We start from the raw sequence: 13530 nt of genomic DNA, 5'->3' as shown, positions 1-13530 counted from the left end.
TCTTTTTCCGCTTTCCGCACGAGTTGCAGAGCATTCGATAGCGGTTCCAGATGATGGACAATGACGATCCCAACAGACAGGGAAGGCTTGATTGTGCCGCCCTTTCCATCAGATATTGCATACTCTTCCATCAAGCTTCCAAAAGTGGACTGTAATTCATTAGCACAATCTAAAACCGAGGGTAAAGGCAGGTACGCTAACACATCGTCACCACCAGAATAAATCAGCACACCTTGAGTGCGCCCAACGATCTCTCTTGCATGTTGCACGAACCTTGCCAGTGATTGCGAAATATTTTGATGAGTTTCCATCCTTGTTTGCCCATCAATGATCTTGCCCATAAAATCACCATCCGCGGCAAGCAAGGCGTAGTAGGCGGTAGGCGTGGCATTGCCTGCATATTTCTTTAACAGGTTTAGATAATCTGCCCGCTGTTCAGGTGTTAGTTTTTGAGTCGGAAATGCATCCTCGAACCGGCTTTCAAATACCAAGCCTTCCTCTGCGCCATCCAACGTGTCAGAATCAACGGGCAATTTGGCGCGGAGAGCCTCGATCAAAGTTTGAGCTTCCCCGTTTTTCTGGTTGAATTTTTCCACAAACGGCAACGCCGCCATATCTGATGTGCTCTTGAAGTTCGGAGTACTGTCAAGCCTGCCAAGCCGCTTGAGCAAATCCACACCTGAGAGTTGCTCCCCGCGCCGCGCTCGATAGCGCGTGTATAAGTTTTTGGTTTTTTGTGTACGAACGTCCTCTGTATCGTTTCTCTCCGCATATTCCGCTCTCGGAATAACCGACTCGCGCGCGCCATCTAAGGATGATTTAGGAGTGCCTGCCGACCATGTCGGTTGTTGAAAATTGCGGATAGTTTTTCGGGCTGCTAAAAACATTTCCGCCTTGTTGCGCGCTTCCGCATAGTTGCCTGCATTGGATTCTTCGAATGGAACGCTAACCCAATAGAATTCAAGCAAGTCGTCAACCTGCTGATTAGCCACTCCCTCATTGTAAGCACGACCATGAATGTGTGACTTGGCATCCGCCCACAATTCTTGAAGGCGTGCACCTACTGCTGTGCGAACCCCTGTAGCAATTCGTTCAGGGTTATCCACAACAGCAATAACTTTATTCGGAGAACTGTACTGACTTGCCGGTTCAAGTAGTCTGATGTCAGCAGGATGTGGAAAAACAAGCCAATCAAGAAAGCCAGAGTCCGCGATATTTTTCGCTGCGGCTTTTGATAATTCACTTAACATCCATGAACCGTACCACAAGTCACGGCTACGACGGGCAGTGTTAATAAAATCCTGTACAGGACCGACTGAAAAAATAATTAGATGCTTCATTAATTATTATCCTCCCTGCCTGCCTTATGAAAGACACGCTCTGCTCCACCCAAATTCGCGTAGATCATCATTTCCAATTTGTTTGTGATCTTTGTCATATTCTGCTCCGTTGAAAACCGATCAGAAGAGCGACTACAAAACCTGTGAATTTCCCACAAGCACAAGTTACATCGAAAATTATAAGGCGTCGCTAACAGAAATGCAATACTTTTCAGGAAAAACGATTCATAGAATTAACCTCCCAGATTGGGCATCACTTTGGAAAGATGATAGGATTCCCGCCATAAAATTCTGGCGGGAATCCTATTTTGAACGAACCCATTAGCCAACACCAAACGGACTCTTCTGCTTCTTCTCCTTCTTCAACTTGCGTTTCTCCTTGATATTGCGCTTGGCTTTCTTCTTTTGTTCTTTACTGCCTTTATCGCGGTTGTGACTCATGGTGGTCTCCTTTCGACCCCCCTCCCAGCCTCCCCCAAATCCGACTGGGGTTCGTCGGATTTGGGGGAGGTGCCCGATAGGGCGGTGGGGATTGGGTCTTAATCCGCCGCCATCGCCTCCCCCGAAATCTCCGAGGTCTGAGAGACCTCGGAGATTTGCGCCCCGACAGCCTCCGTAAACCCATACTGCTCCTCCAACTCGTGCCTGAACTGTTGCGTGTACAGGCGGTAATAATGTCCGCGCTGTTTGAGCAAATCAGCGTGCGAGCCTTGCTCGGCGATTTTTCCATTTTCGATCACCACGATTCGATTCGCCTTGCGGATGGTCGAGAGGCGGTGCGCGATGACGAACGACGTGCGTCCGCGCATCAACGCTTCCATGCCGCGCTGGATCAACGCCTCGGTGAGCGTATCCACGCTGGAGGTGGCTTCGTCCATGATGAAGAGTTCGGGGCGGGCAAGCACGGCTCGCGCCAGACTGATCAACTGTTTCTGCCCAACGGAGAGCAAATTGCCGCCTTCGCCCACGTTGTGGTCGTAGCCTTTTTCTAACGTCACGATGAAATCATGCGCGCCCGCAATTTTCGCGGCGTCGGTCACTTCTTCATCGGTCGCGTTCAATCGTCCATAGCAGATGTTGTCGCGCACACTGCCCGAGAAGAGATGCGGCGTCTGCAACACGATCCCGATGCGGCTGTGGATCGAAGCGAGCGTGTAATCCATGTAATCCCGCCCGTTGATGCGGATCGTCCCTTTGCGCGGCTCGTAGAAGCGGCACAGCAGATTCACGATCGTGGACTTTCCTCCGCCCGTCGGACCGACGAGCGCGATCATCTCGCCCGCTCTCACCTTCAGCGAGAAGTCGGTGAGGACGGGCTTGCGTTCTTCGTAGAAGAAATCCACGCCCTCGAATTCGATCTCGCCCATCAGCGTTTGCGCCTCGACCGCGTCGCTTCTATCGTGGACTTCGGGCGGGGTATCTATCAACTTGAAGATTCTCTCCGCCGAGGCGATGGAGTGCTGCATCTCCGCGTAGACGCGCGCCAAGTCCTGCACGGGCCACATCATGAACGTGAGATACGACACGAAGGCTTGAATCCCGCCGATGGTCATCGCGCCGACGGTGATCTGTTGTCCGCCGTAGCCGACGATGAGTCCCAGCGCGAGCGCGGCGATGATCTGCACGGTGGGGAGGAAGAGCGCTGAGAGCCACGCGGCCCGATACGACGATCGGTACATCGTCGTGGTCAACTCTTGAAATTCTTTCGTGTTCTCGTCTTCGCGCAAGAGAGCCTTCACCACGCGCACGCCTTGAAAGTTTTCGTTGAACGCGCCCGTGATCTTCGAGTTCGTGCGCCGCGACACGCGATACTCCACCAAAATGAACTGACGGAACTTGATCGCGATGAAGATCATCAACGGGATGATGGTGAACACGATCAACGCCAGTTTCCAGTTGATGATCGCCATGAAGATCAGCGATGTGACGATGTTCATCACCGCCCACGTCGAATCCACGATGCCCCAACTGACGAGGTCCGAGACGCGCCCCGTGTCCGATGTGACGCGCGCGATGAGGCGTCCCACCGAGTTCTGCGAGTAATACGAAAGCGACAGTTGCTGCAAATGATTGAACAGCATTCGGCGTAAGTCGTATTGCACGCGTTCGCCCATCACGCCCGCGAGGTAGATGAACGTGAACACCGTGCACGCCTGAAACAAAATGATCGAGCCGTAGATCCACGCGATGCGCGTCAATGCGGCGGTATTCTCCAAGCGGATACCCGTATCCACGATCTCCTTGTTCAGGTATGTGAAGTACGCATCCGTCGAGGACGTCGCCGCGATGGTGATAAAAAACCCGACCACCCATTTCCAATGCGGGCGAAGCAGACTCGCAATCCGCTTGAACACGGGCATGGTGAGCTGTGATGTGAATTCTTCTTCTTCAATTTCAATTAATTCTTCGCTCATGATATTTCTCCGTTACATCTGGTGGTCATGTACGCGCCTTCCGCGCTGAGCGGAGTGGCGCGTGATGTTCGCGCCACGCAGTCGAAGCGCCGCCGTATCGAGACCACACCTCTTGTTTTCATGTGATCATCTGCTTACATGTTGCCTGCTGGTTTCGATACGACCTTCGCAACGAACGCTCAGGTCTACTCAACCAGCGAGATTTAGTTGATTCGAGAAATTTCTAATTCCAATTCTTCATCTATCCTTGTTTGGATATCGTAGATTCTCCGATACATTCCATCTTGCTGAGAAAGCAACTCCTCATGCGTTCCCATCTGAATCACCTCACCTTTATCCAACACAAGGATCAAGTCGGCGACCATCACAGATTGAATGCGGTGTGCGATGATGAACGTGGTGCGGTTCTGCATCAGCCCGTTCAATGCGCCGCGGATCTCCGCTTCGGTCTCGGGGTCCACGCTGGAGGTCGAGTCGTCCAAAATCAAAATGCGCGGATTCTTCAACAGCGTGCGCGCGATGGTCGTGCGTTGCTTTTGTCCGCCAGAGAGGGTCACGCCTTTCTCACCGACGATGGTTTTGTAGCCATCGGGGAACGTCATAATCACATCATGGATCGCGGCGGCTTTCGCGGCGCGTTCCACTTCCTCATCTGAAACGTCGCGCCCAACTCCGTACGTGATGTTCTCGCGGATCGAACGGCTGAACAGGAACGGCTCCTGCTCCACGATGCCGATCTGCCTCCGCAAGAACGAGCGCGAGTAATCTTTCAACTCCACGCCATCGAGCAGGATTCGTCCGCCCGTGTATTCGTGGAAGCGGGGGAGCAGATTCACCAGCGACGTTTTGCCCGATCCCGTTGACCCAAGCAACGCCACCGCCTGCCCAGGCTTCACGTGGAAGGAAATATCTTTCAGCGCGTTGGATTTTCCATCCGAGTACATGAATGAGACATTCTCGAAGACAAGATCGCCTCTTACTGGACCTTCGGGCTGGTACGCCCCATCGTGGAGCGGTTCGCGCGTCTGCTTCACCACATCCATGAGGCGACCGTACGAGACAAGTCCCGTTGAGGCTGAGACGATGATGCGCCCCAAGTTGCGGATGGGCCAGATCAGCCACACGACCAAGCCGACATACGCGATGTACATGCCGACGGTGATCTCTCCGCGGATCGCCATGTTGGCGGCGTAGATGAACCCGAACAGCATTTGAAATCCAAGCACGATATCCGAGAGGGGCCAGAACATCGAGTGCATGAACAGCAAAATTTTGCCCTTCAAGAACTTGCCCCAGTTGTCCTTCTCGAATTTTGATTTTTCATACTCCTGCCGCGCAAACGCTTTGACCACGCGCACGCCCGTTAGATTCTCTTGCAGGGTGGTGGAGAGGATCGCCTCTTGCGCTTGATATTCTTCGTAGGCTTTTGTCACCCGCTTGAAGAACCACAGCGAGACGAGCAGGATGAACGGAATCACCACCACTGAGACCAATCCCAACTTCACGTTGAGATTCAGAATCGCGATGAAGTTGATCACGAACAGCAAGACGATCCGTCCCACGCCGATGCCTTGCTCGCTGAAGAAGCGGCGCAGCGCGTCCACGTCTGAGGTGACGCGTTCGATCAGGTCGCCTGTCGGCGTGGTGGCGTGATACGAAAAACTCAATCGCTGGATGTGATCGAAGAGGAAGTCCCTCAGGCGGCGCGTGATTCCTTCGGCGGTGTAGGCGGCTAAACGTCCCGAAATGAACGAGGCGCTTCCTTCCACCAGCGCGAGCGCGACGAATCCGCCCGCGATCCAAAGCGAAGTCGTGATGAGGCTTCCGCCGATGAAATTCTGTTGGGTCAATACATCGTCGGCAAAATAGCGGAGCAAAATGTACGTGTACGTTTTCGACAACGCCGAGATTGCAAGCGCGGCGGTCGCGCCGAGATACGGCATGCGGTAATCCACCATCATGCGCCAAAGCCCCTTGAGGCGGTTTTCATGCACGGTGTTGCGGAAGTCGAAGGTAATTGCGGGTTCGATTGTAGTCATTGCATTCTCCAATTATTGTGTAGATGGCGCTCTCTTGCGCCATCGGCGTTAGAGAACGCCTCCTACACAAAGCAAAATTAAACAAAAAGGCTGTGACGAGTACGCCACAGCCTGAAACGACAGGGAGGTCTGACCTAACGGTCACGAGGCGCACTACGAGAAGGTACGAATCCAGTGTCAACTGGAACAAAGGGGGTCATGCTGATCAACGTGGACATTCGTGCGCGCTCCTTTCTTGAGATTTGTGTGTCAAACTTAAGTTTGACGTACGGCGAGTTTACACCTCGCACGCGAAAAGTGTCAAGGCTTATAATAAAAATGTCGTTGCGAGGAGCGCTCTTGTTCTTTGCGACGAAGCAATCTCCTGTATCGAGAGGGTTGCTTCGCTTCGCTCGCAATGACATGGATGCGATATGACCCGCACATGGAAGATCACCAAAACAAAACTGGATGAACTCCGCTTCGACGACAACTCCTCGCTCGACGCGGCGACGCGGCAATTGCCCGACGGCTACTATTCGACATTCCGCACGTTCGACTCGTGCACGCGCGTCATCGGACTCTCCGCCCATTTGAAGCGACTCCCACATGCAGACGCTTCATTTCTACGGGGTTGCCTGACTCAGTTGCTTCGACCTTATCGTGCGGACGAAGCGCGCGTCCGCGTGATGGAGACGAAGCGCGGAGAGTTTTACATCTCCATCGAGCCGCTCAAACTTCTGCCGCGTGAAGTCTACGAGAAAGGTGTACGAGTCGAAACGACGACGCTTCATCGTAACGATCCGCGCACAAAGTCAACGGCGTTCATCTCCGCCAGCGACGGGGAACGGAAACACATTGCACAAGAGGGAATCTTCGAGGCGCTGTTGGTGAAGAATGGAAGGATATTGGAGGGGATGACGAGTAATTTTTTCTACATCTTCCGTCCTGAGCGGAACGAGGAGCGTTTGTTGCGACGAGTGCAGTCGAAGGACGCTTCGACTGCGGGACTGACAAGCATCAGTCCCTCCGCTCAGCGCGGAATAATTTACACCGCCCAACGCGGCATCCTCCTCGGCGTCACGCGGACGATGGTCATCCGCGCGGCGCGGGGGAGGGGGCTGGGGGTGAGATTCCGCTCGCTGAGGCTGGACCAGCTGTCCCGTGTGAAAGAAGCGTTCATCACATCCAGTTCGCGCGGCATTGTGCCAGTCATCCATATTGACGATGTGATAGTGGGGCAGGGGAGTCCAGGAAAGGTGACGAGGATGTTGATGTCGGCTTATGATGAATATGTTTTGAAACATGCGGAAGTAATTTAGGTGACAGTCACTTTTAAAGTGACTGTCACCTTTTTAAACTCCCTCAACCTGCGCGGCGAGGTTGTGAATCCATTTGCGGGAAAAATAGCGGTTGAGACCAAGGACGTATTTGGTCAGTTCTTCCGACATCACGCAGAGATAGACAAAATAGACGGGGAGTTCCCAGACGTTCGCGCCGAGGTACGCCATCGGCACGCCGACGATCCAGATGATGATGCCGTCGAGGAAGAGCGAGAAGCGCGTGTCGCCGCCCGCGCGCAGGATGCCGACGACGATGGTCATGTTGCTCACGCGAATCCACACGAAGAAGGTGACCACGTTGAGGACGGCGCTTACGTTTTGAAGAACCTCAGGCGAGACGTTGTACAACGACAGCACAGGCGTTTTCACGAGTTGGACGATGATGCCCATGACGAGACCGCCCAGCGCGGCGAGTCCCAGCGAGCGACCCGCGTAGGTGTGCGCTTCGTTTTCTTTCCCCGCGCCGATGCGGTTGCCAACGAGAACCGACGTGGCGTTTGAAATTCCGATGAAGAACACAAAAGCCAGTTGCTCGATCGTGCCGACGATGCTCATCGCGGCGAACGATTCAGTTCCCATGCGACCGTAGATGACGTTGTAGGTGGTGATGCCCAGCGCCCAAAAGAGTTCGTTCAACATCACAGGCAACATGGGTCGAATCACTTTACCGAAGAAGACGCGGTCGAAGTCTGTGAGTTGTCGCAGGGACGCGGCGACGGGCGATTTCTTCGCATACGTGATGGTGATGAGCGTGACACATTCGAGTCCGCGCGCGATGACGGCGGCGATTGCCGCGCCTTGAATGCCGACTTCGGGGAAGCCGAATTTTCCGAAGATCAATGAGTACGAGAGGAACGTGCTGAGGATCAACGCGCCGACACTGACGCTTGTCGGCGTTTTCACATCGCCCGTGGAGCGCATGACGAAGGCGTAACTGAACGTGATCGCGGTGAAGAGAAACGTCCACGAGAAGGTGCGGATGTAATTTGTGCCGAGGCGAATCACTTCGCTGTCTTTGGAGTAGATGCGAAGGATCTGTTCGGGGAGGAATTGCGCGAGCGACAGAAAGACGAGACTCGCTGATAGTGCGAGCATCAAGCATAATCCCAGCACGCGGCGTAGATTCGGAACATCCTGCCGTCCCCAGAACTGCGCGGTGAACATCGCCGCGCCGCTGATGATCCCAAAATGGACGAGTTGCAAGAGAAACGCCACTTGCCCCGCCAGTCCCACCGCCGCGACGGAGGTCTCGCCCTTTTGCCCAACGAGAATTACGCCCAGCATGTTCAACCCCGCAAACATCAATTGCTGGATGATGATGGGGATGGCGATCTTGCGCATCTCGGTAAAATATTCGCGGTCGTTGTAGTGGGCGATTGCGTTGCGGATGAAAGTCACAAGTCCTCCGTGGGAGGCTGTGATTATAAGCGACGAGGAGATGTCGTTGCGAGAATCGATGACGCAATCTCTCTCTTATCGTTTGCGAGCGACAGAATCGGAATCCTCAGCGTGTTCTTCAAGCGGGGCAGGGGAACTATTTCTTCTTGTTGAAAATTTCATCATAGGATTTGTTCACATAATTCTCCCACTTCTTTTCCTTGTCACTCTGTGGCGTCGTATCTTTGCCTGGAGTGTAGTTGTAAGTTCTGTTCAGCGCTGGGGACAGCCTCTTAATCATGAGTGGTTCGATGTCTTGAATGGTTCGATTAACATGAGGCGGGATAAAGTCCCCAAGGAATTCCATACAATCTTCCAATGTCCATAATTGAATATTCCAACTTAACGAGTCGGGCAGGTGGTTTTCAATTTTTACTCCAATGGGCGATTCTCCGTACACGACATCACCGTCCCACGTCATGTGACCGCCCCAGCCAAACCAGCGAGTCCAAACATCTGCCTCCGATATGCCGATGTACAAGACATCGCCTAGTCCGTTCTTCACGATATATAAGCAATAACCCGCATCATCATACTTTTGCTCGTGGAAATTCTGAAAAGTCAACTCGATCATTTTCGACTCCATTTTGAGTCTTTTTCAAATGCTTCGTAATATGCCTTGTCCAATTCATCGTCCGTCAATTGTGTGTATCGGTCTGTGACTTGAATGTTTTCATGCCGCGCGAGTCTTTGCGCGATGGCAAGATTGCCCGTAGCGCGTAATGTGGACGTGACGAAATAATGACGAAAGGTATGCGGCGTGATCTTACCGACCAGATCTTTTCCCAGAAATTGCTTCACGCGTTCCTTGACGATATTTCGTCCCGTCGTGGTCGTCATTGGCTTGACCTTTTTGCCAGCGCCTTTATCGTGACGCGCAAAGAGGGGCAGGGAACTCAATTGCTTGCCTGAATTCCCATCCAGCTCGGCGCGTTGCGACAGATATTCCTTGAGGACTTGGAGCGTATGCGATGTAAAACGAACAACAGCCTGCTTGTTGCCTTTCCCGATGATGATCGCGCGTCCTTCATTCCAATCAATGTCGCCGCGCCGCAGGTTGCACGCTTCATGGACGCGAAAACCAGTCTCTGCAAGAGTGAATAAAAACGCGCGGTCACGATATGCGCGTAGTTTTGCATTCGCTTCACCTTCATTTTGAGAGGGCGCAGTGAGCAGATTCGGAATGTCTTTGACCTTCTCCAATAGGCTGTCAATTTCGTTTAATTGATATTGTGGGGCGCGCTTGCCAGCACGACGCGCGCGTTGTCGTAAAAGGACGGTCAGCCGCGATTGATTGACGTCCGCCAGCCGCTCCGAATCAAGGTACAGATAGAAGCCTTTCACAGCCTGCAGATACAGTTGTTCGGTGGCGGTGGCATAGGTAGTGAGGTATTCGACAAATTTTGCGAAGTGATCCTCGTTGAGTTTTGAAATGGGGGTGGTTTCAGGCTCGAGAGATTTACCCTCAAGCATCTCCGAAAAAACGCGCAAGGCGTTCTTATACGAAAGCATGGTCGCCTTGCTCCTTGCGCGTTCGACCATGCGCAGATAACCGCTCATTGCCTGCGTAATCGTCAACAGTTTTGTTTCGGTGTCGATCATGGCGGTCATTATACGAATTTACCGTAGATTGTCAATGCTTTCGATAATAATACTTATCGAAAGCATAATGGGAAACTTTGTGGAGGCTGGGATTTTCGGATGAGTGAGTCTCCCCCACTCTTTGACGATAGACCACAGACGATGGACGCTAATTCGCGTCGCAGGGAAACGCTTCACTCCCAGCCGCGAGTTGATTCTTCTTTCTTCGGCGTTAACTTCATCCTTTGCGTCCCCTCCCCTGTTCTGTAGTCCTGTAGCCCCGTAGGTCACGCTTGTAGCGTGACTTTTGTTCAACACAAACTGTCACGTTAAAAACGTGACCTACGTTTTATCTTGTTTGCGTGGACTGGTAAAATTCGGAGGTGAAATCTTAGACCTGACAGGTTTTATCGTGGAGTCTGACGACCAGAGTTCTCCGAATGGAAATGGATCAGCCCCGTCTAGGTTCTGTGAAAACCTGTCAGGTCTCATCGAGGAGATAATCTTGTTCGAGCAAACTTTCAAAAACATTGACGATAAATTGTGGAAGGATGCGGGTTGTTCCAGCGAGTTGGATTATGTGGAGCAGACTTCGTGGATTCTGTTCCTGAAGTATTTGGACGATCTGGAAAAGGATCGCGCGGATGCGGCGGAGTTGGCAGGCAAGAAGTATACGCCGATTGTCGAGAAGAAGTTCAAGTGGGATGTGTGGGCGGCTCCAAAGTTGAGCAATGGAGGCTCTTCGTCTGCGACTGATGCTGACGCTCAGTCTCCGCTCAGAGCGAGAATCGATCATCACAAAGCGATGACGGGCGATGATTTGATCGAGTTTGTGAATAGTCAGTTGTTTCCGTATTTGAAAAAGTTCAAGAACGAGGACGCGAATACGATCGAGTATAAGATCGGGGAAATTTTCAGCGAGTTGAAGAACAAACTGCAAAGCGGATTTAACTTGCGCGAGGTGATCAATCTCGTGGATGAATTGCGCTTCCGTTCGTCGAAGGAAAAGCATGAGATGAGCGCATTGTACGAGGATAAGATCAAGAACATGGGCAACGCGGGCAGGAACGGCGGCGAGTATTACACGCCGCGCGCGTTGATTCGATCCATCGTCAAGGTGGTGAAGCCCAAGATCGGCGAGACGATCTACGATGGCGCGGTTGGCTCGGCGGGGTTTTTGGTCGAGGCGTTTGAGTACCTCAAAGAAACAGAACCAGCTATGGGGACGAAAGAAGCGAGAATCCTTCAGGAGAAAACTTTTTTCGGCAAGGAGAAGAAGTCGCTGGCGTACATCATCGGCATTATGAATATGATCCTGCATGGCATCGAGGCGCCGAACATCCTGCACACCAACACGCTGGCGGAGGACATCCGCGATATTCAGGAGAAGGATCGTTACAACGTGGTGTTGGCGAACCCGCCCTTCGGCGGCAGGGAACGCGCCGAGGTGCAGAACAACTTCCCCATCAAGACGGGCGAGACGGCGTTTTTGTTTTTGCAACACTTCATCAAGAGTTTGAAGGCGGGCGGGCGCGCGGGCATCGTCATCAAGAATACGTTTTTGTCGAATACCGATAACGCTTCGGTGAGTTTGCGCAAGCAGTTGCTGGAGACGTGCAATCTGCATACGGTGTTGGATCTGCCAGGCGGCGTGTTTACAGGCGCGGGCGTGAAGACGGTGGTTTTGTTTTTTGATAAGGGTTCTGCTACCAAGAAGATTTGGTATTACCAGTTGAATTTGGATCGGAATTTGGGCAAGACCAACCCGTTGAACGAAAATGATCTGGCGGAGTTTGTGAAACTTTCTGCTTCGAGAACCTCAGCAACCGCAACCTCAGCAACCACAACCTCAGCAAACGGAGTTTTAGCGGAAGGTCCTGAAACGCCAAATAGTTGGAATGTGGATGCGCGAAAGGTGGCTGAGCTTGCCGATGCCGACCTTTCGGTAAAAAATCCGCATCGAAAAGATGAAACCGTTTTGCGCGCGCCTGCGGTCATTTTGGATGAGATGAAGATGCTGGATGAAGAGAGCGCGAAGATTTTGAAATCCATCGAGAAGATGTTATGAAGAGGGATCAGGTTTCAGGTTTCAGGTCGAAGGTTGAAGGTTCAAGGTTGGAAGGTTGGAAAGTGGAAAGGCTAGGCGACGTTTGTGAAGTATTTGCTGACGGTGATTGGATTGAAAGTAAAGACCAATCACCAAAAGGAATCCGCCTAATTCAAACTGGCAATGTTGGAAATGGGGTTTTCAAGGACAGAGGTGAAAAAGCTCGCTACATTTCTGTTGAAACTTTCAAGAGATTGCGTTGCACAGAAATATTTGAGGGTGATTGTTTAATTTCAAGATTACCTGATCCTGTTGGAAGAACATGTATTTTGCCCGACACTGGCGAAAGAATGATTACAGCCGTAGATTGTACAATCGTTCGCTTCGACAAGAATAAAATTATTCCAGAATTTTTCAATTACTATTCTCAATCCGTTCAATATCTCAATGATATTGACCATGAAACAACTGGCACAACAAGAAAACGAATCAGCCGCAGTAAGTTAGCAGAAGTTGAAATCCCCCTCCCTCCCCTGCCCGAACAAAAGCGGATCGTGAGCCTGCTGGATGAGACGTTCGCGGCGCTGGCGCAAGTCGGCGCGAATGCGGCGCGGAATCTGGTCAACGCGCGGGAGGTGTTTGAGGCGGAGTTGAATGTCATTTTTGGGAATGGGAGGGATTGGGAAGAAAAAAGGTTATTTGAAATTGGAGAGACTCAAACTGGAACTACGCCAAAAACATCTGAAAAGAAAAATTATGGGGACTTTATTCCATTTATCAAACCTGCAGATATAGATATTAATGGAGATGGTGAAATTCGATACGACAACGAGGGGCTTAGTAAAACGGGCTTGCAAAAAGGCAGGCTGATGCCCGAGAATTCTGTGTTGATGGTATGTATTGGGGCAAGCATTGGTAAAGTTGGATTTGCTGATAGGAATGTGTCTTGTAACCAGCAAATAAATACGCTCACTGCTGGTAAAGGGTATTCTACAAAGTTCTTTTATTATGCAATGCGGAGCAAGAATTTCTACAACAGCGTAATAAAAAATTCCGCACAGGCAACGCTACCTATCATCAATAAAAGTAAATGGGAAAACCTTACTGTTAGATTTCCCAAATCACTCGGCGAGCAACGCGCCATCGTCCAGCGGCTGGAGGGGCTGGCGAAAGAATCGCGTCGGCTGGAGGAAGTGTATCGTCAAAAAATGGAGGATGTGGAAGAATTGAGGAAGAGTGTGTTGAGGGAGGCGTTTGAGGGAGAGTTGTAGATCAGACCTGACAGGTTTCATCGAGGAGTCTGACGATTAGACTTCTCCGAACGCGAAGGCACTCGGTTGATTAAGGCGC

General features: G+C 51.7%; 9 protein-coding genes. 3 read left to right on the top strand and 6 right to left on the bottom strand.

Annotated elements, in window-relative coordinates:
- From cas10 to AC16KF_RS03600, 3 genes are all read right to left on the bottom strand, one after another.
- The coding region (gene cas10 / locus AC16KF_RS03610) for a type III-B CRISPR-associated protein Cas10/Cmr2 (protein ID WP_484035929.1) at positions 1 to 1340 on the bottom strand (1340 nt) is incomplete at its 3' end.
- A 539-nt stretch (positions 1341 to 1879) separates the two neighbouring features.
- On the bottom strand, positions 1880 to 3754 hold the full coding sequence (locus AC16KF_RS03605; protein WP_484035928.1) for an ABC transporter ATP-binding protein: 1875 nt from the start codon (positions 3752 to 3754) through the stop codon (positions 1880 to 1882).
- A 203-nt stretch (positions 3755 to 3957) separates the two neighbouring features.
- The gene (locus AC16KF_RS03600) at positions 3958 to 5793 is read right to left on the bottom strand and encodes an ABC transporter ATP-binding protein (RefSeq protein WP_484035927.1); all 1836 of its coding nucleotides are present in this window, start codon (positions 5791 to 5793) and stop codon (positions 3958 to 3960) included.
- A 413-nt stretch (positions 5794 to 6206) separates the two neighbouring features.
- Between AC16KF_RS03600 and AC16KF_RS03595 the strand changes: the two genes are divergently transcribed.
- Positions 6207 to 7094 carry an aminotransferase class IV gene (locus AC16KF_RS03595; RefSeq protein WP_484035926.1) on the top strand — a complete coding sequence of 296 codons (888 nt, stop codon included), beginning with the start codon at positions 6207 to 6209 and terminating at the stop codon, positions 7092 to 7094.
- A 33-nt stretch (positions 7095 to 7127) separates the two neighbouring features.
- On the opposite strand, the gene AC16KF_RS03590 is transcribed toward AC16KF_RS03595, so the two are convergent.
- The 3 genes from AC16KF_RS03590 to AC16KF_RS03580 form a co-directional block, all read right to left on the bottom strand.
- Positions 7128 to 8513 (bottom strand): MATE family efflux transporter, encoded by a 1386-nt coding sequence (locus AC16KF_RS03590; RefSeq protein ID WP_484035925.1) that lies wholly within the window; start codon positions 8511 to 8513, stop codon positions 7128 to 7130.
- Positions 8514 to 8649: 136 nt separating this feature from the next.
- Positions 8650 to 9126: a hypothetical protein gene (locus tag AC16KF_RS03585; RefSeq protein ID WP_484035924.1), complete on the bottom strand. Its 477-nt coding sequence runs from the start codon at positions 9124 to 9126 to the stop codon at positions 8650 to 8652.
- Positions 9123 to 10163: a tyrosine-type recombinase/integrase gene (locus tag AC16KF_RS03580; RefSeq protein ID WP_484035923.1), complete on the bottom strand. Its 1041-nt coding sequence runs from the start codon at positions 10161 to 10163 to the stop codon at positions 9123 to 9125. The genes AC16KF_RS03585 and AC16KF_RS03580 overlap by 4 nt, the downstream gene beginning before the upstream one ends.
- Before the next feature lie 475 nt (positions 10164 to 10638).
- Between AC16KF_RS03580 and AC16KF_RS03575 the strand changes: the two genes are divergently transcribed.
- Positions 10639 to 12201 carry a class I SAM-dependent DNA methyltransferase gene (locus tag AC16KF_RS03575; protein WP_484035922.1) on the top strand — a complete coding sequence of 521 codons (1563 nt, stop codon included), beginning with the start codon at positions 10639 to 10641 and terminating at the stop codon, positions 12199 to 12201.
- The gene (locus AC16KF_RS03570) at positions 12198 to 13451 is read left to right on the top strand and encodes a restriction endonuclease subunit S (RefSeq protein ID WP_484035921.1); all 1254 of its coding nucleotides are present in this window, start codon (positions 12198 to 12200) and stop codon (positions 13449 to 13451) included. The genes AC16KF_RS03575 and AC16KF_RS03570 overlap by 4 nt, the downstream gene beginning before the upstream one ends.
- Positions 13452 to 13530: the final 79 nt, after the last annotated feature.

The sequence above is a fragment of the Candidatus Defluviilinea gracilis genome (assembly GCF_057138825.1).
This window is presented reverse-complemented; position numbering and strand designations above follow the sequence as displayed.

Bases quoted from the DNA above. Each gene is read 5' to 3' on its own strand.
- AC16KF_RS03605 (WP_484035928.1), bottom strand. From the start codon at position 3,754: ATGAGCGAAGAATTAATTGAAATTGAAGAAGAAGAATTCACATCACAG.
- AC16KF_RS03600 (WP_484035927.1), bottom strand. From the start codon at position 5,793: ATGACTACAATCGAACCCGCAATTACCTTCGACTTCCGCAACACCGTG.
- AC16KF_RS03595 (WP_484035926.1), top strand. From the start codon at position 6,207: ATGACCCGCACATGGAAGATCACCAAAACAAAACTGGATGAACTCCGC.
- AC16KF_RS03585 (WP_484035924.1), bottom strand. From the start codon at position 9,126: ATGATCGAGTTGACTTTTCAGAATTTCCACGAGCAAAAGTATGATGAT.
- AC16KF_RS03580 (WP_484035923.1), bottom strand. From the start codon at position 10,163: ATGACCGCCATGATCGACACCGAAACAAAACTGTTGACGATTACGCAG.
- AC16KF_RS03570 (WP_484035921.1), top strand. From the start codon at position 12,198: ATGAAGAGGGATCAGGTTTCAGGTTTCAGGTCGAAGGTTGAAGGTTCA.